Here is a 25525-nt window from a genome sequence, read left to right as displayed (position 1 = left end):
CCCTTCTTTGCCCTCAACGTGTCCTCTCACCTGCTATCTTCGTCGCTATCCAAAAGTCTAATTGCCCTCGGGAACCAAAGGTATAAGTTGTTACTCAATCATTAAGAAAATGTATTCACAGGAGTGAGAGATGAGCGAGAGCAAGGTCTACCCGGTCAAGGCCCACATCGGCAACGGCGCCCTGCTGGACAAGGAAGGTTATGAAGCCATGTATCAGGCGTCGGTGCAGGATCCGGACGCCTTCTGGGGGGAGCAGGGCAAGATCCTCGACTGGATGACCCCCTACACCCGCGTCAAGAACACCTCCTACGATCCGGGCCACGTCTCCATCAAGTGGTATGAGGATGGTCTGCTCAACGTCTCGGCCAACTGCCTGGATCGCCATCTGAGCGAGCGCGGCGACAAGGTCGCCATCATCTGGGAAGGGGACAACCCGGCTGAAGATCGCAAGATCACCTATCGCGAACTGCACGCCGAAGTGTGCAAGTTTGCCAACGTGCTCAAAGCCCAGGGGGTCAAGCGTGGCCACATGGTCTGCCTTTATATGCCCATGGTGCCGGAGGCGGCCATCGCCATGCTGGCCTGTACCCGCATCGGGGCCGTGCACAGCATCGTCTTCGGCGGCTTCTCGCCGGAGGCGCTCTCGGGCCGCATCATCGACTCCGGCGCCTCCGTCGTCATCACCGCCGATGAGGGGTTGCGAGGCGGTCGCCCCATCCCCCTCAAGAAGAACGTGGATGAGGCCCTTACCCACCCGGATACCAAGGTCAGCAAGGTGATCGTCCTCAAGCGCACCGGTGGCAACGTGGCCTGGCACGAGCACAGAGACATCTGGTGGCATGATGCGGTCAACGCCGCCAGCCCGGATTGTCCGCCCGAAGCCATGGGCGCCGAAGATCCCCTGTTCGTGCTCTACACCTCCGGCTCCACCGGCAAACCCAAGGGTGTGCTGCACACCACGGGCGGCTATCTGGTCTATGCCGCCCTCACCTTCAAATACGTGTTCGATTACCACGAAGAGGACATCTACTGGTGTACCGCCGACGTGGGCTGGGTCACCGGTCACTCCTATCTGGTCTACGGGCCACTGGCCAACGGCGCCACCACCGTCATGTTCGAAGGGGTGCCCAACTACCCGGCCACCAACCGCATGAGTCAGGTGGTGGACAAACACCAGGTCACCATCCTCTATACCGCCCCCACCGCCATTCGCGCACTGATGGCCAAGGGCAAGGAGGCTGTCGAAGGCACTTCCCGCACCAGCCTGCGCATCATGGGGTCGGTGGGTGAACCCATCAACCCGGAAGCCTGGGAGTGGTACTACCGCACCATCGGCGACGAGCGCTGCCCCATCGTCGACACCTGGTGGCAGACCGAGACCGGCGGCATCCTCATCACTCCGCTGCCCGGCGTCACCGCGCTCAAGCCCGGCTCGGCCACCCGTCCCTTCTTCGGAGTACAGCCTGCTCTGGTGGACAACCTGGGTGAGCCGCTGGAGGGCGCCACCGAGGGCAACCTGGTGATCACCGACTCCTGGCCCGGCCAGATGCGTACCGTGTTCGGCGATCACGAGCGCTTCGAGCAGACCTACTTCTCCACCTTCCCGGGTCGCTACTTCACCGGCGACGGTGCCCGTCGCGACGAGGACGGCTACTACTGGATCACCGGCCGGGTGGATGATGTACTCAACGTCTCCGGCCACCGCATGGGCACCGCCGAAATCGAGTCCGCTCTGGTTTCCCATCCCAAGATCGCCGAAGCGGCGGTGGTGGGTGTTCCCCACGAGATCAAGGGACAGGGCATCTACGCCTATGTCACCCTGATCGCCGGGGAAGAGCCGAGCCGCGAGCTGCACAAGGAAGTGAAGGAGTGGGTGCGCAAGGAGATTGGCGCCATCGCGACCCCGGACGTGATCCACTGGGCCGAAGGGCTGCCCAAGACCCGATCCGGCAAGATCATGCGGCGTATCTTGCGCAAGATCGCCACCGGCGAAACCGACAGCCTGGGGGATATCTCCACCCTGGCGGATCCGGGGGTCGTGGACAAGCTGATCCGCGAGAAGTCGGAAGCGGCGTGAGTCTCTTCCCCACGTCAACAGAGCCGGCCACGTGCCGGCTTTGTTGTCTTCGGGATCCGGACAGGGCAGAGTTCGGTGGCAGGCAGGGCTTGCGGGCAAACCAGGCCGATAAATAGCCAGATGTAGAGATTAGACCAGTAAAATGCTGCTAATTTTCACGAAATCAATATAATTGCGAAATCTGTGTGTCAGGGCACACCGATTTGTGCAAAAATTGGCTAGATTTTTGGTAGTCCAAAGATAGCTGATAGATAGCAGCATAATCATCGAGGATGTACTCAATATGTCGCAACATCACCGAATCCTCCTGCTTAACGGCCCCAATCTGAATCTGCTGGGCAAGCGGGAACCGGGAATCTACGGCAGCAAGACGCTCGATGAGATCGTCGCCGATCTGACGCGCAGCGCCAGCGAACTCGGTGTCACCCTGGAACATCTGCAATCCAATGCCGAGCACGAGCTGATCGGCCGCATCCATCAGGCCATGGGCCAGGTGGATTTCATCATCATCAATCCCGCCGCCTTCACCCATACCAGCGTTGCCCTGCGCGATGCCCTGCTGGGTGTGGCCATCCCCTTTATCGAGGTTCACCTGTCAAACGTTCATGCCAGGGAGCCCTTCCGTCATCACTCCTATCTGTCTGATGTCGCCAAGGGGGTGATCTGCGGGTTGGGTGCCGATGGTTACCAATTCGCTTTAACCGCGGCCGTGCATCAGTTGCGCGCGGCTTGATAATCACTGATCAGATAAAGAAGAAAGAGAATGCTAATGGATATCCGCAAAATCAAGAAGCTGATTGAACTGGTTGAAGAGTCCGGCATCGCCGAGCTGGAAATCTCCGAAGGGGAAGAGTCCGTTCGCATCAGCCGTAATTTCTCCGGCCAGGTTAGCGTTGCCCCGCAGATGATCATGCCCCAGGCCGCAGCTCAGGTTGCCGCATCGGTTGCCGCTGCTCCGGCTGCAGCCGCTGCGCCTGCTGCCGATGCCGCCCCGAGCGGTCATCTGATGCGCTCCCCCATGGTGGGCTCCTTCTACCGCTCCTCCAGCCCGGAAGCCAAGCCGTTCGTGGAAGTCGGTCAGCACGTCAATGTCGGCGACACCCTGTGCATCGTCGAAGCCATGAAAATGATGAACCAAATCGAGTCTGACAAGGCCGGCGTGATCAAAGCGATCCTGGTTGAAAATGGTCAGGCCGTCGAGTTTGACGAGCCGCTGTTCATCATCGAATAAGGGAAAATGCCACCCATGTTGGACAAAGTAGTCATCGCCAACCGCGGTGAAATTGCCCTGCGGATCCTGCGCGCCTGCAAAGAGCTCGGGATCAAGACAGTGGCCGTTCACTCCACTGCCGATCGGGAGCTCAAGCATGTGCTCCTGGCGGACGAAACCATCTGCATCGGCAAACCTGCCAGCGGTGAGTCCTACCTCAATGTGCCGGCCATCATCGCCGCCGCCGAGGTGACCGGTGCCGTCGCCATCCACCCGGGCTACGGCTTCCTTTCCGAGAATGCCGACTTCGCCGAAGTGGTCGAGAAATCCGGCTTCATCTTCATCGGTCCGCGCGCCGAGACCATTCGCCTGATGGGTGACAAGGTCTCCGCCATCGAGGCGATGAAGAAGGCGGGCGTGCCCTGCGTACCCGGTTCCGACGGCCCGGTGGACAACGATGCCAAGCGCAACGCCGCCATCGCCAAGCGGATCGGGTATCCGGTGATCATCAAGGCCGCCGGTGGCGGTGGTGGTCGCGGCATGCGCGTGGTGCGCAACGAGGCCGAACTGGCCTCCGCCATCGCGCTGACCAAATCCGAAGCGGGCCAGTTCTTCAAGAACGACATGGTCTACATGGAGAAGTACCTGGAGAATCCGCGCCACATCGAGATCCAGGTGCTGGCTGACGGTCAGGGTACCGCCCTCTATCTGGGTGAGCGGGACTGCTCCATGCAGCGCCGTCACCAGAAGGTCGTGGAAGAGGCGCCGGCCCCCGGCATCACCGACGAGATGCGCAAGTTCATCGGTGAGCGCTGCGTGCGCGCCTGTCTCGAGATCGGCTACCGCGGTGCGGGTACCTTCGAGTTCCTGTACGAGAACGGCGAGTTCTATTTCATCGAGATGAACACCCGTATCCAGGTGGAGCATCCGGTCACCGAGATGGTCACCGGCGTCGACCTCATCAAGGAGCAGCTGCGCATTGCCGCCGGTCAGCCCCTGTCGATCACCCAGCAGGACATCCGCATCCGTGGCCACGCCATCGAGTGCCGGATCAATGCCGAAGATCCGGCCACCTTCCTGCCCTCTCCCGGTCTCATCCAGCGCTTCCACGCGCCGGGCGGCCTGGGCGTGCGCTGGGAATCCCACATCTATGCGGGTTACAAGGTCCCCCCCTACTACGACTCCATGATCGGCAAGCTGATCTGCTACGGGGAGAACCGCGACGTGGCCATCGCCCGCATGCGTCACTCCCTCGACGAGCTGGTGGTGGAAGGGATCAAGACCAACATCGCCCTGCAAAAAGAGATCATGAAGGACGAAAACTTCCAGCACGGTGGCACCAACATCCACTACCTGCACAAGAAGTTGGGTCTGTAATGGCTTGAGGCCCGACCCATTGAGCACGGTGGCAGCACAGAACAGCCACTCCCAGCACAAGAAGTTGGGTCTGTAATGGCTTGAGGCCCGGCCCATTGAGCACGGTGGCAACACAGAACAGCCACTACCTGCACAAGAAGTCGGGTCTGCAAAGACCCCTTTCATCGGGATATTGCGCGATCCACCCGGATCACCAACGTAAAAAAGGGCCATGGCGACATGGCCCTTTTTTGTTATTCTTGCGCCCCGCTCACTCGTCGGAGGCCACAGTGAACCGTTTCGCACTCGCCCGTCGGGAAGCAGCCTTCTGCCTGCTGCTGACCCTGCTCTACTTTGTCGCCTGGTATGGCTCGGCTTATTTCATCCCCGAGGATCTCGAGCTGTGGGACCTGCCCCTCTGGTTCCTGCTCAGTTGCATCCTGATGCCCCTGCTGTTCATCGGCCTCTGCGCCCTCATGGTGGATCGCCTGTTCGTCGATATTCCCCTGGATAGCGAGGTACCACCCCATGAATCTTGAGCTGATGCTGCCGCTCTGCATCTATCTGGTGCTGGTACTGGGGGTCGGTTTCTGGGCCAGTCGCCACCGGACCGGCGGCAACTTCATGCAGGAGTACTTCATCGGCAACCGCAGCATGGGGGGGCTGGTGCTCGCCATGACCCTGGTGGCCACTTATACCTCTGCATCGTCCTTCATCGGCGGGCCGGGTGCCGCCTACAAGGTCGGCCTCGGCTGGGTGTTGCTGGCGATGATCCAGCTGCCCACCGTCTGGCTCACCCTGGGGGTGCTTGGCAAGAAGTTCGCCATCATCGCCCGCCGGGTCAACGCGGTGACCATCAACGACATGCTGTGGGCCCGCTACCAGAGCAGGGCAGTGGTCGTGCTGGGCTCGGTCACCATCATCCTCGCCTTCATCGCCACCATGGTGGTGCAGTTCATCGGCGGCGCCCGCCTGCTGGAAACGGCGACTGGCCTCAGCTATCAGCAGGGACTCTTCCTGTTTGCCAGTTGCGTGCTGCTCTACACGGTGATCGGCGGCTTTCGCGCCGTGGTGATGACGGATGCCCTGCAGGGCATCGTCATGCTCATCGGCACTGGCGCCCTGCTGGCGGGCATCCTCATCGCCGGTGACGGGCTGCCGAATCTTGTCCACCAGCTCAAGGAGATAGATCCCAAGCTGGTGAGCCCCCAGGGGGCCGGCGACATGCTGACCCAGCCCTTCATGCTGAGCTTCTGGGTGCTGGTCTGCATCGGGGTGGTGGGCTTGCCCCACTCGGCGCTGCGCTGCTTTGGCTACCGGGACAGCAAGGCGCTGCACCGGGGCATCCTCATCGGCACCATCGTCTGCGCCCTGCTGATGTTCGGCATGCACCTGGCCGGGGCACTGGGCCGCGCCATCCTGCCCGGCATGGACAGCCCGGACAAGATCATGCCCTCCCTGATGATGGAGGTGCTCCCCCCCTGGCTGGCCGGGGTCTTCCTGGCCGCCCCCATGGCGGCCATCATGTCCACCATCGACTCCCAGCTGATCCAGGCCTCCGCCACCCTGGTGAAAGATCTCTACCTCAATTACCTCAACCCCAGGCAGGAGAAGCTGGAGGTCCGGGTGCCGCGCCTCTCCCTGCTCTGCACCCTGATCCTGGGTACCCTGGTGCTGCTGGCGGCGCTCCAGCCCCCCGAGATGATCATCTGGCTCAACCTGCTCGCCTTCGGCGGCCTGCAGGCGGTCTTCCTCTGGCCCCTGGTGCTCGGTCTCTACTGGTCCAGGGCCAACGGCCCGGGAGCCCTGGCCAGCATGGTCTGCGGCATCCTCTGTTACGGCACCTTGAGCCAGTGGGGGATCAAGCTGGCCGGCCTGCACGCCATCGTCCCGAGCCTGGCCCTTGGCCTGGCGGCCTTTGTCCTGGTCAGCCTGCTCACTCCTGCCCCGGATCAGCGTGTCCGTCGATTGTTTGATCAAAATTAAGAAAAGGATCAATAAAGGAAGGCTCGCCTATTCCCAAATGGGGGCTCACGGGTAAAATGTGCGTCACGTCACAAATACCGTGCCCCCATGCCAGTCCAGAACGCCAGAAAGATCCTGACCCAGTCCCTGCAGCGCCTCGGCTATGCCCTGTTGCTGCCCGTCTCCATCCTGCCCCTGGCCGCCCTGCTCCACCGGCTCGGCCAACCGGACGTGCTGGATCTCGCCGTGCTCTCCCTCGCCGGTCGCGCCCTCTTCAGCCAGATGCCGCTCATCTATGCGGTGGCCATTGCCTTCGGGTTGAGTCGCCAGGGGCAAGGAGCCCAGGCGCTCGCCGGAGCGGTCAACTTTCTGCTGCTGAGCTCGGCGCTGGGCACCCTGGTGCCCGGGCTGCATGCGGACATGATCTGCGGCCTGCTGGCCGGGCTCGTCACCGCCATCGTCTGCTCCCGGGCCCGCGCTCTGCGGCTGCCGGGCTGGTTGCGCCCGCTGCAGGAAGATCTGCCGGGCATGTTGCTCTCGGCGCTGGCCTGCCTGCTGCTGGTGCTTCCCCTCTCCATCCTCTGGCCGCTGCTGGAACAGGGGCTCACCCTGCTCGCCTCCGATCTGCTCACCACGCCATTTGGCGCCTTCTGCTACGGTGTACTGAACCGGCTGCTGATCCCCCTCGGCCTGCACCAGGTGCTGGGCAGCCTCATGGGGCTCGGGGAGAGCAACCTGCAAGCCCTCTCGACCGCCCAGCCGCTGCATGAAGGCTATGTGGCCGGGCTCTATCCGGTCATCATGTTCGGCCTGCCCGGTGCCTGTTTTGCCATCTGGATCCATCGCCAGCGGATGCAGCAACTGCCCCAGGGAGGGCTGCTGCTCACCCTGGCGCTCACCTCGGCACTGGTGGGCATCACGGAGCCCATCGAGTTCCTGTTTGCCTTCACCGCTCCCTGGCTGTTTCTGGCCCATGCCCTGCTGACCGGGCTGTCGCTGGCCATCTGCAGCGGGCTCGACATCCAGGTGGGCAGCTACTTTTCTGCCGGATTGCTGGATCTGGTGCTGAGCTACCACGCCGGTCTGCACAGCTTCTGGCTCATCCCCCTGGGCATCCTCTTCTTCGTCGTCTATGCCCTGCTCTTCTCCCGGCTGCTGGAACACGCTCCCCTCAGTCTGCCGGGCAAGCCCATCGCCGAGGATCTCTCCCGGCTCGCGACCGTGGCCCCCACCGATCCCCAGATGCTGGCTATCCAGTACCTCAAGATGCTGGGGGGCATGGACAACCTGCAGGCCATGAGCGTCTGCCTGACCCGCCTCAGCCTGCGAGTTCGCGACATGGCCCTGGTGGATCAATCCTGCCTGGCCAGACTGGGTTGCCTCTCCTGGATCGTGCTCAACGAACATCAGCTGGTGCTGGTGCTCGGCCCCCATGCCGGCCTCATCGAAGGGCAGATCCGCATGCTGGCGGAACGCCAGTCGGTCCCGCTCGGTCTCGAACCGGCTCAGGCTCCCCTTGGCCAGCACCAGTGATCAGGCGAAGGGAAGACGTTCGGCCACGAAGTCCATCAGGCTGCGAAGGGCGGGGGCCAGGTGTTCCCGGCTCGGGTAGATGAGATAGAAGGGGTTCACCGGAACCAGGAGATCCGGCAGCACCTTGAGCAGTCGCCCCGCCGCCAGATCGTCGCCGCAGACATGGGCCGGCAGCAGGGCAATCCCCCCGTCATGGAGTGCCAGCTCCCGCAGCGCCAGCAGGCTGTTGCTCTGGCAGGCCCCGCGAGGGCGCCAGCCCCCTTCCTGCAATGGCCACACCGGCAAGGAGCCATGTACCAGGCAGGCGTGTCCGGCCAGCTCCGAGAGCTGGAGCGGCGTCCCGTTGGCAGCTAGGTAACCGGGAGATGCCACCAGATGGCGCGCCACCTGGCCGATGCGCCGGCAGATGAGGCTGGAATCTTTCAGCGGCGCTGCCCGCAGCGCCAGATCGTAACCTTCCCCCACCAGATCCAGCTGTTCATCGCAAAGGGTCAGCTCCAGCACCACCTCGGGGTAGAGGGCGCGAAATTCGGCCAGTATCCGACCAAGCAGCAAGGTTCCCGTGGCTTCGGGAGCAGTGATCCGCACCCGCCCTCCAGGAGCCGCGCGCAACCGCGCCATCGCCAGATTGGCGCTGCGCGCCAGTGCCAGCAGCTCCTGACAATGGGCCACATAGACCTCCCCCTGGGGTGTCAGGCTGAGCCTGCGGGTGGTGCGTTGCAGCAACCTCACCCCGAGCCGGGATTCAAGGCGCGAGATCTTCTGGCTCACCGAGGACTTGGGCATGCCGAGCACCTCGGCCGCCCCGGTGAAGCTCCCCTGCTCCACCACGGTGGCGAACAGCCCCATCAACTCCAGTTCGACATTGTTCATATATTCAAACAGTCTTTACCAATTACCCATCTTAATCTTGATAATCATCCAGACTAGAGTGAGTGGCAATCCCGAACACTGCTATTTGAAAGGAAAAGCCATGAAAGCCATCGCCCTGACTCACTATCTGCCAAGCAACCACCCCCACTGCTTCATCGAGAGCGATCTGCCCGATCCGACACCGGGCCCGCGGGATCTGCTGGTACGGGTCAACGCCACCTCCATCAATCCGGTCGACACCAAGGTACGCGCCCCCAAGGACAAGGTCGAAAGCAGCCCCCGCGTGCTGGGCTGGGACGCCGTGGGCGAAGTGATCGCCGTCGGTAGCGACGTCACCCTGTTCAAGGCCGGTGACAGGGTCTGGTATGCCGGCGACATCAGCCGCCCGGGCAGCAACAGCGCCCTGCAACTGGTGGACGAGCGCATTGCCGCCATCGCCCCAGTCACCCTGACCGATCTGGAAGCCGCCGCCCTGCCGCTCACCGCCATCACCGCCTGGGAAACCCTGTTCGAGCGCATGAGCCTTACCCGCGAAAGCACCGGGCGACTGCTGATCATCGGGGGCGCCGGCGGGGTCGGTTCCATCGCCATCCAGCTCGCCCGCCAGCTTACCGGCATGGAGGTGATCGCCACCGCATCGCGCCCCGAAACACGGGAGTGGTGCCTGGACATGGGGGCCCACCAGGTGGTGAGCCATCACCATCTGCAGGCGGAGCTCAAGGCGCTCGGCATCAGCGAGGTGGATGCCATCTTCTGCACCAACGCCACCGAGCAGCACTGGAACACCATGGCCAGCCTCATCCGTCCGTTTGGTCATATCTGCACCATCGCCGAGTCCAGTGAACCCTGGGATCTGGGTCTGCTCAAGCCCAAGAGCGTCACCTTCAGCCAGGAGTTCATGTTTACCCGCTCCCTGTTCCAGACCCCGGACATGATAGAGCAGCACAACCTGCTCGGCCGGGTCGCGGCCCTGATCGATGAAGGGGTGCTCAAGACCACCCTCAGCAAGGTGGTGCCCGAACTGACCCCCCTCACCCTGGCCCGGGCTCATGCCGAGCTGGAAGCGGGTCGCATGGTGGGCAAGCTGGTGATCGACATGAGCGGCTTCCATCGCTGAGGCACAGCCCAAGCGGGCCTTACCGTCCAGCCTATTCCCTTGTAGGTAAATAAATGCACCATCATGGGGTGAAATCACCAGTGACAAGCCCCAAGAGTGCACAGCCCCGCAGGTGACCTTTGTCCCTGACGGGGCATCTCCCCCGAAAAAACCATAAAAAAGAGGCCATCCCGTCGGGATGGCCCTAAAAACCTGAACGTTGGGGTAACAATCACACACATATCCTTATGCAGGACATCTGTAACTTTGCAGATAGCGTGCCAATCTCTGCTTTTCCCTCCCAATTAACCGCTTTTCAGCGCACCGGCATAAAAAAAGCCACCCGAAGGTGGCTGAAAAAAGATGACGGAACTTCATAGAGCAAAGCATTCAGCGGGAACAAGTTGCTTCCCGTCACCCATGAAGGAATACATTAACCGTGCCAACTTGGCAGAGTTACCTCCCTTCCCCATGAGGCCATGGTCAAACCACGACAGCACGGGCCCATGATGATAGAATCCCGCGGTTTCACATTTATGAAGAGCCGACGCCATGCCCTGGATACAAATTCGAATCAACGCCACTGCCAAGACCGCAGACAAGGTGAGCAACATGCTGCTGGGGCGTGGGGCCCAGGCGGTGACCTTTATGGATGCCAAGGATGTGCCCGTCTATGAGCCCATGCCCGGTGAAACCCCGCTCTGGGGCGAGACCGAAGTGATGGGGCTGTTCGACGCCGAAACCGATCCGGCTCCCACCATCGCCTTCTTCCAGCAGATCTTCGGTGAAGACGTGGGCTACAAGGTCGAGCAACTGGAAGACAAGGACTGGGTGCGCGAATGGATGGATCACTTCCACCCCATGCAGTTCGGCGAGCGGCTCTGGATCTGCCCGAGCTGGCGCGACGTGCCGAACCCCGATGCGGTCAACGTCATGCTGGACCCGGGCCTGGCCTTCGGCACCGGTACCCACCCCACCACGGCTCTCTGCCTGCAGTGGCTGGACGGGCTGGATCTGGCCGGCAAAACCGTGGTCGACTTTGGTTGCGGCTCAGGCATCCTCGGCATCGCCGCCCTGAAACTGGGGGCCGCCCGGGTCATCGGCATCGACATCGATCCTCAGGCCATCCAGGCCAGCCGTGACAACGCCGAGCGAAATGGCGTTGCCGACCAGATCGAACTCTACCTGCCGGCGGATCAGCCGCAAGACGTCGAAGCGGACGTGGTGGTCGCCAACATCCTGGCCGGCCCGCTGCGGGAGCTGGCGCCGCTGATCGCCGGTCACGGCAAAGCGGGCAGCCTGATGGCCCTCTCCGGCGTGCTGGAAAGCCAGGCGCCGGAGCTGGAGACCATCTATGGCCAGTGGTTCGAGATGGACCCGACCGCCGTGAAAGAGGAGTGGTGCCGCCTCTCCGGCCGCAAACTCGGCTGATAAGCAACAAGCCACGGCAGTTGCCAACCCATCGGCCGCAAACTCGGCTGATAAGCAACAAGCCACGGTGGCTGCCAACCCATCGGCCGCACACTCGGCTGATAAACAACAAGCCACGGTGGCTGCCAACCCATCGGCCGTAAACTCGGCTGATAAGCAACAAGCCACGGCAGTTGCCAACCCATCGGCCGCAAACTCGGCTGATAAGCAACAAGCTACTGTGGCAACCAACCCATCGGCCGCAAACTCGGCTGATAAACAACAAGCCACGGCGGCAACACTTAGGTCGCTGAACGACAAGGGCACCCCAGGGTGCCCTTGTCGTTTCCGGACGCCGTTCTCCTTCTGCCCACTCTGGGGAGAGCCTCACGCTTCTCCGCTCTCCGATGGCTTATCCTCTCTTCCTCCACCCCATCGAGGCCCAGTCATGACCGAATACGAGAAGATGATCGCCAGCCAGCCTTACAACTGCATGGCGCCAGAGCTGGATCTGTTGCGCCGGGAGACGGCCCGCCTGTACCGCCGCTTCAATCACAGCGACGAGGAGGATGAACAGCTGGCGCTGCTGCTGCAGATCGTCGGCGAGCTGGCACAGGGTGCCTTCATCTGCCCGCCCCTCTACTGCACCTATGGCCGCCACATCCACCTTGGCAAGGGCAGCTACATCAACATGGGGGCCACCCTGCTGGACAACGCCCCCATTCGCATCGGCGCCGAGGTGATGATTGGGCCGAACGTGCAGATCTACACCGCCGCCCATGCGCTGGATGCCGATGAGCGCATTCAGGGGGTTGAGACGGCGCTGCCGGTCACCATTGAAGACAGGGTCTGGATTGGCGGAGGTGCCATCCTGCTGCCCGGTATCACCATAGGGCGGGAAGCTGTTGTGGGCGCTGGAGCCGTGGTCACCAAAGACGTGCCGGCCGGCGCCATGGTAGTGGGCAACCCGGCCCGGCTTTTACTAGTCAAAGACTAGGCAGAGGGCCCGAGGCTCGCTCAGGCGCTCTCCAGCAAGCGGTCGATGCAGTACACCACCTGCATGCTGGCGTTTTCCATGGTCTTGAGCTGCTCGACCATCCCTTTGATATCCCCCTGCTCGCGCGCGTGCAGGGCAGCCTTGCCGCTCTCGTGGACCCGCTTGTGCGGCCCGTCCAGTTCACGAAAGCCCGGCTTGTGGGCAAAGAGCTCGGCACCCTGCCCCTCTAAATACCATTTACCCAACCTGCACTGAGCGTGGTCGCTCACCGGCTCGTGAAAATGCTGCTGATCGATGAGCCGATAGATGGTGTTTTTCCAGACGGCGTGATCCAGCTTGGTGGTATTGAGGAAGGAGGTGGTGGCCGCGCTGTGGATCACCTGCTGCATCCGGCCAGATTGTGCCAACACCTGGGTCACCACCACATCGATCTGGGAGGAGGAGGTCGCCACCTCGGCGGCACTGGCCTGGTTGTCATCGATGATGGACTTGATCTCCTGTGCCTGGGCCACTATCTGCCTGACCAGCACCTCGATCTGGCTGCTGGCCTCATGGGCCTTGCTCGCCAACTGACGCACCTCATCGGCGACCACGGCGAATCCTCGACCAGCTTCACCGGCCCTGGCCGCCTCGATGGCCGCATTGAGTGCCAGCAAGTTGGTCTGCTCCGAAATCCCCTGGATGGCGGTCACGAACTGGTTGATGGCGGATGTGCTGGCATCGAGCTGATGGACGGCTACGAGGCTGCGAGCCGCCTCATCCGTGATGGCATGGGCGCGATTGGAGAGACGGGTGATGGCGCCCCGGGTCTGGGCAAAGAGCTGATCCAGCTCGCAGAGCGCTCCCTTTTCCGCCATCAGGTGCTCGGCACTGCCAGCCAGCGCTTCCCGCACGCTCTGCAGCATCTCACCTCCCTGGTTCTGGCAGGAGATCACCTGATTGAAGAGATCGCCACGTTCCCGGCTGGTGCGCTGCATGTGCTCGTATTCACCGATGGTGGCACGCAATTCGGCCAGCTCGCTCTGGTGCTGCTGCTCTTTGAGAAGCATCGCCTCCCTGAGCTGTTGATTCTCTTTTTCAAGCTTGCGGTTGAACCACATATGGCCTCCGGATGGCAAAGGTGCGGACAGTCGACGTCGAAGGGAAGCCTCTGGCTCTCTTGTCTCTGCCGATGCTGGCGGATCCCGGGCCGGATTTCACCTGCAAATGCAGGATATTTGACCCTGGTCCTAATTCCAATCGAGGCCACATCAATGACTGTGCAAAAGATCGCCGGAAAGAGGCCGGGTGAGGTAGAGAAGAGGCAGAGGAGAAAGAACGCTGACGTGCCGATCCCGCAAAAAATGAAGCCCAATGTCATCAAGACGTTGGGCTCTAAAAAGGTGCTACGGAATTGCGACTCTCATCGCAGAAAATTAGAAGGGGTCACCTTCTAAACTGGCAGTGGGATAATAACGCGGCGCAAACGTTTTACATAGCGTAATAAACCAGGAGTGAGAAGAATCTCTCACAATTCAAAAAATGTCCGGCCAACCCCCTTCTCCCCTCTTGGCAAGTGCGCATTTATCAGTACAGCCTGACGGCTTTGTCAGAAAACAAAAAAGCCCTGAATAATCAGGGCTTTTGGCGTTCTGCGCTTCAGAAGCTGCGCACGAAGTCCTGGATGGGCAACTCGCGCAGCTTGCGGGCCTCCAGCATGGGGGTGCCAAGGTAGAGGAAGCCCACCAGTTGATCCTCCGGTGCCAGCTCCAGTGCACCATGGATCTGCTCGTCGAAGATGAACCAGCCGGAGCGCCAGATGCCGTTGAAGCCCTGGGCCTGGGCCGCCATCTGCATCGCCATCAGGGCGCAACCGGCAGAGAGCTCCTGCTCCAGTTTCGGTACCTTGGGGTGCGCCTGATAACGGGTCGCCACCGCGATCACCAGGGGAGCACGCAGTGGCGCGGCGCGGCACTTCTCGACACTGTCCGCATCCTCGCCACGGGCATGGGCGGCATCGGCCAGCAATGTCCCCAGGCGCTCACGCCCCTCCCCTTCAAACAGGATGAACTGCCAGGGGGTCAGAGTGCCGTGATCCGGCGCCCGCAGCCCGGCCTTGAGGATATTGTCGAGCACTTCGCCACTCGGGGCAGGCTCGGCCAGACGACCACAGGAGTGGCGATTGAGTAACAGATGGAGGGCATCCATGGGGCAGTTCCTTGTCAAAGGCGATGATGGCGCTACCTTAGCACAGCACTGGATGAAGAAAACCCCTGGGGTTCAGGGGTTTGTCAGGATACGAAAGGGTCGGGAGGCTAGATGACGGCAGCCAGCTCCGCCCCTTGCCGGATGGCGCGTTTGGCATCCAGCTCGGCGGCCACGTCGGCACCGCCGATGATGTGCACCGGCTTGCCAGCAGCCTGCAGACCAGCCTGCAACTCCTTGAGGGGTTCCTGTCCGGCACAGATGATCACCTGATCCACCGGCAGGCACTGCTGCTGGTCGCCCACCTGGATGTGAAGCCCGGCATCGTCGATACGCAGGTACTGGACGCCGGAGAGCATCTGCACCTTGCGATTCTTGAGCACGGTGCGATGGATCCAGCCGGTGGTCTTGCCAAGGCCGTCGCCCACCTTGCTCTCCTTGCGCTGGAGCAACCAGATCTGGCGCTCGGGGGCATCGATTTCGGGGGTAGTCAGGCCGCCGCGCTCACCCAGTTGCTTGTCGATGCCCCACTCCTTGAGCCAGTGATCGCGATGGCTTGCAGCATCCGGCGATCCTCTCTTCTCCACCAGGTATTCGGCCACATCGAAGCCGATACCGCCGGCGCCGATGACCGCCACCTTCTCGCCCACCGGCTTGTGATCACGCAATACATCGAGGTAGCTCAACACCTTGGGGTGCTCGATACCCGGAATGTTGGGAGTGCGCGGGCGGATGCCGGTGGCGAGGATCACCTCGTCAAAACCGCCGCCCAGCAGGCTCTCGGCACTCTGGCGCTGGCCCAGATAGAGCTCGACGCCGCACTTCTCAAGCCGTTTGGCGAAGTAGCGCAGGGTCTCGTGGAACTCCTCCTTGCCCGGGATCTGCTTGGCAAAGTTGAACTGGCCGCCGATTTCGCTCGCCTGATCGAACAGGCTTACCTGATGGCCCCGCTCGGCGGCGTAGCAGGCAAACGCCAGCCCCGCAGGACCCGCCCCCACCACCGCCAGCTTCTTGGGCTGGGGCACCCGGCCAAACGTCAACTCGGTCTCAAAGCAGGCGCGGGGATTGACCAGGCAGGAGGCACGCTTTTGCTTGAACACGTGGTCGAGGCAGGCCTGGTTGCAGGCGATGCAGGTGTTGATCTCGTCCGCCCTGTCTTCAGCCGCCTTGATGACGAATTCGGGGTCCGCCAGGAAGGGGCGCGCCATGGAGACCATGTCCGCCTCGCCGCCTGCCAGGATGCGCTCCGCCACCTCGGGGGTGTTGATGCGGTTGGTGGTGATGAGGGGCACCTTGAGGTGCTTTTTCAGCTCGGCGGTCACCCAGCTGAAGGCACCGCGCGGCACGCTGGTGGCGATGGTGGGAATGCGCGCCTCGTGCCAGCCGATACCGGTGTTGATGAGGGTCACCCCCACCTGCTCCAGTGCCCGACCAAGTGCGATCACTTCCTCAAGGGAGGAGCCCTGCTCCACCAGATCCAGCATGGAGAGGCGGAAGATGATGATGAAATCCGTGCCCACCCGCTCACGGATGGCGCGGACAATCTCCACCGGGAAGCGCATGCGGTTTTCGCTGCTGCCGCCCCAGCCATCGGTGCGCTTGTTGGTGCGTTCGCAGATGAACTGGTTGATGAGATAGCCTTCCGACCCCATCACCTCGACCCCGTCATAACCGGCCGCCTTGGCCAGCGCCGCAGTGGCGGCGAAGTCGCGAATGGTGCCGCGGATCTGCCGCTCGCTCATGGCCCGCGGCTTGAACGGGGAGATGGGAGCCTTGAGGGCGCTCGGCGCCAGGCTGAACGGATGGTAGGCGTAGCGGCCCGCATGAAGGATCTGCAGCGCTATCTTGCCCCCTTCCTGGTGCACTGCCTCGGTCACCTTGCGGTGTTTGGCTACCTGCCAGGGAAAGCTCAGCTGGGAGCCGTGGGGCACCAGCCGCCCCCGCAAATTGGGGGCGATACCGCCGGTCACGATGAGACCGACCCCGCCACGGGCCCGCTCACCATAGAAGGCGGCCAGCTTGTCAAAGCCCCCCTTCTCCTCCTCGAGGCCGGTGTGCATGGACCCCATCAGTACGCGGTTGCGCAACTGGGTAAAACCCAGATCGAGGGGGGTCAGCAGCGTGGGATAACGGCTCATGATGCACTCCTTGTCGAGGTCGATGTGCACGGGGTCATGCTCCAGCCTTCCTGGCTGCCTCGGGTGACGGGCAGTAAAAAGAAGCGGTGGGTGGAGGTGGGGCCGGCTCATCGGGCCTTTCAGTTAATTTTTTGTTATCAAACTGGAGCTAGAGTAAAGAATCGAAAACTCTTTTTCAAACAAATGTTTGGACATTTTTTCAGCGAACAGCCGTGTTCCGAAGTGGCGGGGAGGCAGTCGACTCAAGGGGAAATGGCAATTGGCTGCGCAACTGGTTAATAATGGCTGCTCTCAACCCATTAACAGGGCGACAACGCAGCTATGTCTATTTTCAAAGGTCTGGGATGGCTCTTTCGCAGCCTCTGGCGCCTGCTCAACTTTACCCGCTTGATGCTGGTCAACCTGCTGTTTCTTCTCGTCGTGCTGGTCATTGTCTTCAGCGTCAGCCAGAGCGAGACCCCAAGCACCCCCATCGAGGGGGCGCTCACCCTCAATCTCTCCGGTGTGCTGGTAGAACAGCGCACCCAGACCGATCCCACGGTGCAACTGCTCAGGCAAATGGACAAGGGGGACGAGCAGCCAAGCGAAATCGTCCTCTCCGATCTGCTGTGGGCCATCAAGAGCGCGGGGAATGACGATCGCATCAAGGCGCTGGTGATCAAACCCCAGGGTCTGCAAGGGGCCAGCCTCTCCAAACTGCAGGAGGTGACGGCCGCCATCGACGCCTTCAAGGAGAGCGGCAAGCCGGTCATCGCCATGGCGGACTACTACAGCCAGGGGGCCTATCTGCTCGCCGCCCACGCCGACCACGTGCTGCTCAACCAGAGTGGTGCCGTGCTGATCGAGGGGCTGGGTGTCTACCAGACCTACTTCAAGTCGGCACTGGAGAAGCTCAATATCACCCCGCACGTCTTCAAGGTCGGCACCTACAAGTCCTTCGTCGAGCCCTACACCCGGGACGAGATGTCCCCCGAGAGCAAGGAGGCGAACCAGCGCTGGCTGGATCAGCTATGGCAATCCTATGTGGCCGACGTGGCGGAGCAGCGGGAGATCGAACCGGATGCCGTGGCACCGAACAAGGATCACTTCCTCGATCTGCTGCGCAAGGCCGGTGGCAATGCGGCCAGCTACGCCCTCGACAACGGTCTGGTGGATCAGCTCGCCACCCGCGACGAAATGACCCAGGCGGTGATCAAGGAAGTGGGCGAGGCCGATGATCATGGCTGGAAAGGCGTGGGCCTGAAAGAGTATCTGGCCGCCATCCCGGAGCAGTACCCCCAGAGCGGCAAGGATGAGGTAGGCCTCATCACCGCCAGCGGCGCCATCATGGATGGCGTCCAGCCTGCCGGCACCATCGGTGGCGACAGCCTTGCCGATCTGCTGGCCGAAGCCCGCCGTGACGATCAGGTGAAAGCCGTGGTGCTGCGAGTGGACAGCCCCGGCGGCAGCGCCTTCGCCGCCGAGCAGATCCGCGCCGAATTGCTGGCCCTGAAACAGGCGGGCAAGCCGGTGGTCATCTCCATGGGCAGCTACGCCGCCTCCGGTGGCTACTGGATCTCCGCCGATGCGGACAAGATCTTCGCCTCCCCCACCACCCTCACCGGCTCCATCGGGGTGTTCGGCATGTTCGCCACCATCGACAAGGCGCTCTCCCAGTACGGGGTACACACCGACGGCGTCGGCACCACCGACTTCGTGGGGGTCGGGCTGACCCGTGCCCTGCCGGATCACGTGGGTGAAGCCATTCAACTGAGCGTGGAAGACACCTATCAGCGCTTTGTCGGCCTGGTGGGCAAGGGCCGGGGCCTTAGCCCGGAAGAGGCGGAAAAAGCCGCCGAAGGCCGGGTCTGGACCGGGCAGGATGCCAAGGCACTGGGGCTGGTGGACGAGTTCGGCAATCTGGATGACGCCCTCAAGGCGGCCGCCGATCTCGCCAACCTCAAAAGTTGGCAGGTCACCCCCATCGCACCGGAAGAGTCGGCCAGGGACAAGTTCCTGCGCGAGCTGTTTGACAGCAGCGCCCAGGCGCTGGCCCCGCACCTGCAAAGCTGGCTGCCCGCCGGGCTTGGCAAGGCGCTGCTGGAGATGAACCGCACTCTGGACCCGCTGACCCGCTTCAACGATCCCCAGGGCACCTACGCCTTCTGCCCGGTCTGTCTCACCTGACGCCGGGGACAGCCATAAAAAAACCGCCGACAGGCGGTTTTTTTATGGGGCAAGCGGCCTTGTCAGGTCAGCAAGCCGGACGCTTGCCAGCGGTGCAACTCTGCCAGCACCCGGGTCTCTCGCGCCGTCCACTGGGGACAGGGACCCGCCAGCTGGGTCTTGTTGGTCTGCAGGGCCTCGGCCAGGGGGAACCAGCCCGGCGTGAAGCCGAGGCGGATCTCGTAGGGCTGGGGGCGCGGCGCACTCCAGTCCTCCCCGACCCGGCAGAGGTAATAGGACGATCGGATGCAGTAGGCATCGTAATCCGGCTCGCGCGCGGCACGATACTCCCGGGTCTCTCCCAGCAGGGGGCCCACGGCCACCAGCTCGGCGCCACACTCTTCCCGCAGCTCCCGGGCCAGGGCCGCATCGTGCGCCTCCCCGTGCTCGATGCCGCCACCGGGGAACATGAGATCCCCGTTGACGCTGGAGTGCACCAGCAGCAGTCGATCACCACGCATCACCACGGCCCTCACCGTGGCCCGTTCAAGCACCCTGTCCTCGCCGCGGATCTGGCCGTGCACGAGACGGATATCGAAGGGATGGGCCCACTCCCGGACCTCTGTCAGGGTCGGATTCATGGTGTGCGGTAGCTCCCCTGCCTGAGTGCATCGACGATGGTGGCCGCCTGGTCGTCCAGCGTCTCCTGCTCCTCCTTGCCGATGGCATGGTAAATGCCGAGCCGGGTGGCGGAGACCTCGGGGCTCTCCTGGAATGACTCGCTCACCTTGCCCCACAGATAGGCCTGATCAAATCGCTTCTGCCCCATGTAGAGGGTGCTGAGGGCGGTGAGGATCCGGCTGTTGACCTTGTCCCCCTCCCGATAGAGAGAGAGCGCATGGTGCATCAGCCTGATGGCCTTCTCGGGCTCGCTCTTGGCATAAATGCCGCCGAGCGCCAGTTGCAGCTCGGGCTCCTCGAGGCTCGGCGTCCCCTCCTGCGCGAGGAAGCTGGCGCGGGCCTCGGGGCTGGTGGTGTTGGTCCAGTGCCAGAGCAGCAGGTAGGGATCCCGGGAGCCCCGGGTCTGTGCATCCAGTTGCTCCAGTTGACGGCCGGCGGCCAGCATCCCTTCCACTCTGGGGCTCTTCTGCTCCCTGGCCCGCTTGTACTCGATGTTGGTGGAGTGCTCGGCGCATTGCAGATAACGCTCCAGGCCGCGCATCAGATCGTACTTGCGCCTGTCCGTCCCCTCTTCCTGGAGATAGTAACGACCGCGAATGACGTCGCTGCGCTCATAGCGACACCAGCCGTCGTCCACCAGGTCCGCGCACAGGGCGGGATATTGGGAGCAGATGTTGTGGATCCTGTCGTCGTCGCAGGCCGTCAACGTCAGGCAACAAGCGAGGGAAAGCAGTAACGGACGCTGTGAGAATAGGGTCATGGTTCACATCTGGTTGATAACAATCGCAACCCGCACCGGCCACCGCCAACTAGCAAACAGGCTACATATCCATTACAATGCGCGCGCCGTATAAGGCCGCGATTGCAGAATAATATAACGAAACCATCAGCCCTACACTGATCTGCCTTCGACGAATTTCAATTTGCCCAGGCAACTTGCTTCAACAACGTGAAATAAAAGGATCTGGTTAATGACCCACGAGCACTACTTGCAGGCGTGGCAGGAGAGCCAGGAGCTCGCCGAAGCCATGCAACCCTTGATAGGTCGCCTCTACCGACAGCAAGGGATAGAGATCACCCTCTACGGACGCCCCCTGCAAAACGCCTCCACCATCGATATCCTCAAGGCCCACCGGGTCGTTCGCCGCCACCAGGGAGCCCCCCTCCCTATCCAACAGAGCTTTCCCCTGCTGCAAGCCATCCTGGCCCTGAACCCCACCGCCGCCGAAGTCGATCTCGGCAAACTGGCCGTGGGCTACTGGCAAGATCACCAGGATGAAGCCGGCATCGAGGACTATCTGCGCGCCAAGCTGGCACCGGCCCTGAACCGCAGTGCTGTGCCCGCCCCGACCGACGTGGTGCTCTACGGCTTCGGCCGCATCGGCCGCCTGCTGGCCCGTCTGCTCATCGAGCGCACCGGCGCCGCCAACTCCCTGCGCCTGCGCGCCATCGTGGTGCGCGGCGGTCGCGACGGGGATCTGGAGAAGCGTGCCAGCCTGCTGCGCCGCGATTCGGTGCACGGCCCCTTCAACGGCTCCATCGAGGTGGATGCAGAACGCAGCGCCATCATCGCCAACGGCACCTTCATCCAGGTGATCTACGCCAACAGCCCGGCCGACATCGACTACACCGCCTACGGCATCGACAATGCGCTGATCGTTGACAACACCGGCGTCTGGCGTGACGAGGCGGGCCTGTCCGAGCACCTCAAGGCCCGCGGCGCCGCCCGGGTACTGCTGACCGCCCCCGGCAAGGGGGAGATGAAGAACGTGGTGTTCGGGGTCAACCACGAGGTGATAGGTCCGGATGACAAGATAGTCTCCGCCGCCTCTTGCACCACCAACGCCATCACCCCGGTGCTCAAGGTGATGCAGGACAAGTACGGCATCCGCCACGGCCACGTGGAGACGGTCCACTCCTATACCAACGATCAGAACCTCATCGACAACTATCACAAAGGCGAGCGCCGCGGTCGCAGCGCAGCCCTCAACATGGTGATGACCAGCACCGGTGCCGCCAAGGCGGTGGCCAAGGCGCTGCCGGAGCTCAAGGGCAAGTTGACCGGCAACGCCATCCGGGTGCCCACACCCAACGTGTCCCTGGCCATCATCAACCTGTCGCTGGAACAGACCACCGATCGGGAGAGCCTCAACGCCTATCTGCAGCAGATGGCGCTGAGCTCGGCCCTGCATCGCCAGATCGACTTCAGCGCCAGCACCGAGCTGGTCTCCTCCGACATGGTGGGCTCCCGTTTTGCGGGCATCGTCGACTCCCAGGCCACCATCGCCGAGGGGGATCACTGCGTGCTCTACGTGTGGTATGACAACGAGTTCGGGTACAGTTGTCAGGTAGTACGGGTGATGGAGCAGATGGCTGGCGTAGTCCGCCAGGATCTACCGGTATAGTCCGACAGGATCTGCCCGCCGGAACCCGTGTTCATGGCTCAATTTTCAAGGAGAGGCCGGATGTCGTCTCAGCAAGTGACGTTTCAACAAGCGATAGCGCAGATGCCCAAAGAGGTGTACGAGCGGCTCAAGACTGCGGTCGAGCTCGGCAAATGGCCGGATGGCAAGCCCCTCACCGAGGAGCAGAAGGCCACTTCCCTGCAGGCCGTGATGGCCTGGCAGGCGATGCACCTTGAGAACCCCGAGCACATGAACATCGGCCGTGACGGCGAGATCGTGATGAAGAGCAAGAGCGAGCTCAAGCGCCAGTATCGCGATGAGGAAGAGATAGTACGGGTAGACCTTAGCCACTGAGGCAGGCCGCACGTCACCTATCGCGGTAACGAAGCGAAAGAGGGGAGCCATTATGGCTCCCCTCTTTTTTTCCTCTCTATGCAGGATGACTCATCCCCCTCATCCCCGGCCCTTCTCCCACCAGGGGAGAAGGGAGCTGGCACTCCCCTGCGAGCAGTCAGCGGGCCACCTACCGGCGATCTTCATGGCAAACCTCGCCACCTCGATCTATCCCCTCTCCCGCTGTGAGAGGGTTAGGGTGAGAGGGAAAGTCAGGGGGTCAGCTCCCCGCGCAGAGACTGCTGCATCAGCTCGCGGATGCGCGGCGCCGGCAGATCCTGGCTCAGCAGGAAGTGCAGCTTGGTGAGCGCCGCCTCGGCGGTCATGTCAAAGCCCGAGATGACTCCCGCACGGGAGAGGGCGTTGCCGGTGGCATAGCCCCCCATGTTGACCTTGCCGTGCAGGCACTGGCTCAGGTTGACGATGATGACGCCCCGGGCAGATGCCTCGGAGAGCAGCGCCAGCATGGCCGGGTTCTGGGGCGCATTGCCCACCCCGAAGGAGAGCAGGATCAGCGCACGCACCGGCTGTTGCAGGATGTTCGCTATCACCTCCGCCGATATCCCCGGATAGAGGGTCACCACCCCGATGGGCTGGGGGGTGATGTCGTGCAGCACCAGGGGGCGATCGCACGGCACGCCCAGCTCACCTGCCTCCAGGGAGATGGCGATACCGGCATTGAGCAGGGGCGGGTAGTTGGGCGAGTCGAAGGCGTGGAAGCCGTCAGCATGCACCTTCTTGCTGCGGTTGCCGCGATAGAGCTGATTGTTGAAGAAGAGCGTCACCTCGTGGATCGGGTAGTTGGCCGCGATATAGAGGGCGTTGAGCAGGTTCTGCTGACCGTCCGAGCGCAGCTCAGCCAGGGGGATCTGGGAGCCGGTGATGATGACCGGCTTGTGCAGATCTTCGAGCATGAAGGAGAGCGCAGACGCGGTGAACGACATGGTGTCGGTGCCGTGCAGAATGACGAAACCGTCGTACTTGTCGTAGTTGCCCTTGATATCCTCGGCGATGCGCTGCCAGTCTGCCGGCGTCATGTCGGAAGAGTCGATGAGGGGGGCATATTCGTGGATATGGTAATCGGGCATTTCCGGTCGATGGAACTCGGGCATCCGTGCCAGACAGTCCTCCATGAAGCCCGCCATCGGTACATAACCGTGGTCGGAACGCTGCATCCCTATGGTGCCGCCTGTGTAGGCAATGTAGATGGACTTCTTCACACCCTCTCCTCTCTCTGGACTGGAAACCGGCAAATCAAACAGGGCTCAACCGATACAGCCCCCGTCCTTCAGATGGTGAGGGCGGGCTCAATATCGGTCATCAGCAGACCTCTTGAGGGTCTGTGTCCTCCCGTGGGGGCGGAACCGGGCGAATTATAAAGAGTGCCGCTGCAAATGACAGCCGCAGCAGCATTGTTGCGATCCGGAGCACACTCGGCGAGGCAGTTTTAAATGCCATGTTAACACCATGTTTTAATCATTAATGTGACATATGTGGATGTACTTGGTGTTTTTTGCTAGTATCCGGCGGATTTTTCACAAATCTCATCTGGACGCCCGACGAACACGGGCTCGTGTCGACCCCCTCTTTTGCAGAGGGACGGGGCTGCGGCCCCTCTGTCACTGGCGCGTTCGCCACTCTGTTTCATCCCGGCTGGATCCGTGAGTCTTTCTCGCCAAAGACACAGCCGATCAACATGGGAGCACTGAATGCTACAACTTGATGCCTACGCCACCCTGGTCGCCGCGACCCTGGTGCTGCTGCTTGGCCGCCTGCTGGTCAACAAGATAGGACCCCTGCGCACTTTCAACATCCCCAAACCCGTGGCCGGTGGCCTGGTGGTTGCCCTGGTGCTGCTGGTGCTGCGCTCCACCCTGCAGATCGAACTGCAATTTGATACCAGCCTGCAAACGGCCCTGATGCTGACCTTCTTTGCCTCCATCGGCCTCTCCGCCGATCTGGGCAGCCTCAAGCGCGGCGGCAAGGCGGTGGCCACCTTCCTGCTGGTGGTCACCGGCCTGCTGCTGGTGCAGAACAGCCTGGGGGTGGGTCTGGCCACCCTGCTGGGGCTGGATCCCCACATGGGGCTGCTGGCCGGCTCCATCACCCTCTCCGGCGGCCACGGCACCGGGGCGGCCTGGGGCTCCATCTTCACCGAGAAGTACGGCGTGCAATCCGCCGCCGAGCTGGCGATAGCCTGTGCCACCTTCGGCCTGGTGCTGGGGGGCCTCATCGGCGGCCCGGTGGCCCGTTATCTGGTGAAGAAGGTGCAGGTGCCCGGTGAGGAGCACAACCGTGACGGCGCCCCCCAGGGCTTCGAAATGCCGGACATGGAGCGCCCGCTCACCACCTTCAGCCTGATCGAGACCCTGGCACTCATCGCCATCAGCCTGAAAGGGGGCGAAATGCTGGCCCTTTATCTCAAGGGCGGCGTCTTCGAGTTGCCGATCTTCGTCTGCGTGCTCTTTGTCGGCGTGCTGCTGCGCAACCTGCTCACCCTGCTCAACTGGCACGAAGTAAGCGACCGCGAGGTCTCCCTGCTCGGCAACGTCAGTCTGTCGCTCTTCCTCGCCATGGCGCTGATGAGCCTCAGGTTGTGGGAGCTGGCAAGCCTGGCCCTGCCCATCTTCATCCTGCTGGCCGTTCAGACGGTGGCCATGGCGCTCTACGCCATCTTCGTCACCTTCCGGGTCATGGGGCGCAACTATGATGCAGCCGTGCTGGCGGCGGGTCACTGCGGCTTCGGCCTCGGCGCCACCCCCACTGCCATTGCCAACATGCAGGCCATTACCCAGCGCTTCGGCCCCTCCCACCTGGCTTTCCTTGTGGTGCCCATGGTCGGTGCCTTCTTCATCGACATCATCAACGCAGTGGTGATCAAGCTGTTCCTGGCCCTGCCCTTCCTGTGATCCCGGCGCAGGCCCCGTATGAAAGAGCCCACCTTGCGGTGGGCTCTTTGCTTGCTGGCCCCTGGACGCTGCCCCGACCCCCACCAAGGGGCCGACGGCAGGCAACAAAAAGCCCCGCACCAAGGTGCGGGGCTTTTTACTGACGCCACGGTA

21 protein-coding genes are annotated in these 25525 nt (G+C 62.4%); 14 read left to right on the top strand and 7 right to left on the bottom strand.

The window, feature by feature from the left end; genetic code table 11:
* Positions 1 to 130 precede the first annotated feature (130 nt).
* The 7 genes from acs (at position 131) to BGO64_RS05655 (ending at position 8141) form a co-directional block, all read left to right on the top strand.
* Entirely contained in the window at positions 131 to 2077 is a 1947-nt protein-coding gene (gene acs, locus BGO64_RS05685) for an acetate--CoA ligase (RefSeq protein ID WP_286700318.1), read from the top strand.
* A gap of 283 nt (positions 2078 to 2360) precedes the next feature.
* The gene (aroQ, locus tag BGO64_RS05680; RefSeq protein ID WP_039040307.1) at positions 2361 to 2810 is read left to right on the top strand and encodes a type II 3-dehydroquinate dehydratase; all 450 of its coding nucleotides are present in this window, start codon (positions 2361 to 2363) and stop codon (positions 2808 to 2810) included.
* 36 nt (positions 2811 to 2846) lie between these two features.
* Positions 2847 to 3308: an acetyl-CoA carboxylase biotin carboxyl carrier protein gene (accB, locus tag BGO64_RS05675; protein ID WP_286700317.1), complete on the top strand. Its 462-nt coding sequence runs from the start codon at positions 2847 to 2849 to the stop codon at positions 3306 to 3308.
* A 15-nt stretch (positions 3309 to 3323) separates the two neighbouring features.
* The gene (accC, locus tag BGO64_RS05670; RefSeq protein ID WP_010675406.1) at positions 3324 to 4664 is read left to right on the top strand and encodes an acetyl-CoA carboxylase biotin carboxylase subunit; all 1341 of its coding nucleotides are present in this window, start codon (positions 3324 to 3326) and stop codon (positions 4662 to 4664) included.
* A gap of 269 nt (positions 4665 to 4933) precedes the next feature.
* Complete coding sequence (locus tag BGO64_RS05665; RefSeq protein ID WP_039040309.1) at positions 4934 to 5182, top strand: YhdT family protein; 249 nt, start codon at positions 4934 to 4936, stop codon at positions 5180 to 5182.
* Positions 5172 to 6629 (top strand): sodium/pantothenate symporter, encoded by a 1458-nt coding sequence (gene panF / locus BGO64_RS05660; RefSeq protein WP_043153258.1) that lies wholly within the window; start codon positions 5172 to 5174, stop codon positions 6627 to 6629. The genes BGO64_RS05665 and panF overlap by 11 nt, the downstream gene beginning before the upstream one ends.
* 87 nt (positions 6630 to 6716) lie before the next feature.
* Positions 6717 to 8141 (top strand): PTS transporter subunit EIIC, encoded by a 1425-nt coding sequence (locus tag BGO64_RS05655; protein WP_286700316.1) that lies wholly within the window; start codon positions 6717 to 6719, stop codon positions 8139 to 8141.
* Here BGO64_RS05655 and BGO64_RS05650 read toward each other — a convergent pair whose 3' ends face one another.
* Positions 8142 to 9014, bottom strand: a complete 873-nt coding sequence (locus tag BGO64_RS05650; protein WP_042014452.1) for a LysR family transcriptional regulator — start codon at positions 9012 to 9014, stop codon at positions 8142 to 8144.
* 100 nt (positions 9015 to 9114) lie between these two features.
* On the opposite strand from BGO64_RS05650, the gene BGO64_RS05645 reads away from it, so the two are divergent.
* From BGO64_RS05645 to BGO64_RS05635, 3 genes are all read left to right on the top strand, one after another.
* Positions 9115 to 10131, top strand: a complete 1017-nt coding sequence (locus BGO64_RS05645; RefSeq protein ID WP_069784403.1) for a zinc-binding alcohol dehydrogenase family protein — start codon at positions 9115 to 9117, stop codon at positions 10129 to 10131.
* A gap of 531 nt (positions 10132 to 10662) precedes the next feature.
* Positions 10663 to 11541 carry a 50S ribosomal protein L11 methyltransferase gene (gene prmA / locus BGO64_RS05640; protein WP_010675412.1) on the top strand — a complete coding sequence of 293 codons (879 nt, stop codon included), beginning with the start codon at positions 10663 to 10665 and terminating at the stop codon, positions 11539 to 11541.
* A gap of 427 nt (positions 11542 to 11968) precedes the next feature.
* Positions 11969 to 12517 (top strand): sugar O-acetyltransferase, encoded by a 549-nt coding sequence (locus BGO64_RS05635; protein WP_286700315.1) that lies wholly within the window; start codon positions 11969 to 11971, stop codon positions 12515 to 12517.
* 20 nt (positions 12518 to 12537) lie between these two features.
* On the opposite strand, the gene BGO64_RS05630 is transcribed toward BGO64_RS05635, so the two are convergent.
* From BGO64_RS05630 to BGO64_RS05620, 3 genes are all read right to left on the bottom strand, one after another.
* On the bottom strand, positions 12538 to 13617 hold the full coding sequence (locus tag BGO64_RS05630; protein ID WP_286700314.1) for a methyl-accepting chemotaxis protein: 1080 nt from the start codon (positions 13615 to 13617) through the stop codon (positions 12538 to 12540).
* Positions 13618 to 14155: 538 nt separating this feature from the next.
* Positions 14156 to 14704: an NAD(P)H nitroreductase gene (locus BGO64_RS05625; RefSeq protein WP_214002467.1), complete on the bottom strand. Its 549-nt coding sequence runs from the start codon at positions 14702 to 14704 to the stop codon at positions 14156 to 14158.
* Between the two features lie 107 nt (positions 14705 to 14811).
* Complete coding sequence (locus BGO64_RS05620; RefSeq protein WP_201894375.1) at positions 14812 to 16839, bottom strand: NADPH-dependent 2,4-dienoyl-CoA reductase; 2028 nt, start codon at positions 16837 to 16839, stop codon at positions 14812 to 14814.
* Positions 16840 to 17160: 321 nt separating this feature from the next.
* Here BGO64_RS05620 and sppA point away from each other — a divergent pair, with 321 nt between their 5' ends.
* The gene (gene sppA, locus BGO64_RS05615) at positions 17161 to 19005 is read left to right on the top strand and encodes a signal peptide peptidase SppA (protein ID WP_286700313.1); all 1845 of its coding nucleotides are present in this window, start codon (positions 17161 to 17163) and stop codon (positions 19003 to 19005) included.
* Positions 19006 to 19067: 62 nt separating this feature from the next.
* Here sppA and BGO64_RS05610 read toward each other — a convergent pair whose 3' ends face one another.
* Positions 19068 to 19625, bottom strand: a complete 558-nt coding sequence (locus BGO64_RS05610; RefSeq protein WP_041212486.1) for an NUDIX domain-containing protein — start codon at positions 19623 to 19625, stop codon at positions 19068 to 19070.
* Positions 19622 to 20425 (bottom strand): DUF2989 domain-containing protein, encoded by an 804-nt coding sequence (locus BGO64_RS05605; protein WP_286700312.1) that lies wholly within the window; start codon positions 20423 to 20425, stop codon positions 19622 to 19624. The genes BGO64_RS05610 and BGO64_RS05605 overlap by 4 nt, the downstream gene beginning before the upstream one ends.
* A 211-nt stretch (positions 20426 to 20636) precedes the next feature.
* Between BGO64_RS05605 and BGO64_RS05600 the strand changes: the two genes are divergently transcribed.
* A complete protein-coding gene (locus BGO64_RS05600; RefSeq protein WP_201968614.1) occupies positions 20637 to 22070 on the top strand; it encodes a glyceraldehyde-3-phosphate dehydrogenase in 1434 nt (477 codons plus the stop codon).
* Between the two features lie 60 nt (positions 22071 to 22130).
* Positions 22131 to 22424 carry a YeaC family protein gene (locus BGO64_RS05595; RefSeq protein ID WP_010675423.1) on the top strand — a complete coding sequence of 98 codons (294 nt, stop codon included), beginning with the start codon at positions 22131 to 22133 and terminating at the stop codon, positions 22422 to 22424.
* Between the two features lie 251 nt (positions 22425 to 22675).
* On the opposite strand, the gene ansA is transcribed toward BGO64_RS05595, so the two are convergent.
* On the bottom strand, positions 22676 to 23683 hold the full coding sequence (gene ansA / locus BGO64_RS05590; protein ID WP_010675424.1) for an asparaginase: 1008 nt from the start codon (positions 23681 to 23683) through the stop codon (positions 22676 to 22678).
* 489 nt (positions 23684 to 24172) lie between these two features.
* Here ansA and gltS point away from each other — a divergent pair, with 489 nt between their 5' ends.
* Positions 24173 to 25372 (top strand): sodium/glutamate symporter, encoded by a 1200-nt coding sequence (gene gltS / locus BGO64_RS05585; RefSeq protein ID WP_041212483.1) that lies wholly within the window; start codon positions 24173 to 24175, stop codon positions 25370 to 25372.
* The last annotated feature ends 153 nt before the right edge of the window (positions 25373 to 25525 follow it).

Source organism: Aeromonas sp. 62-46 (assembly GCF_001898585.1).
Taxonomy (GTDB): Bacteria; Pseudomonadota; Gammaproteobacteria; order Enterobacterales; family Aeromonadaceae; genus Aeromonas; species Aeromonas caviae.
This window is presented reverse-complemented; position numbering and strand designations above follow the sequence as displayed.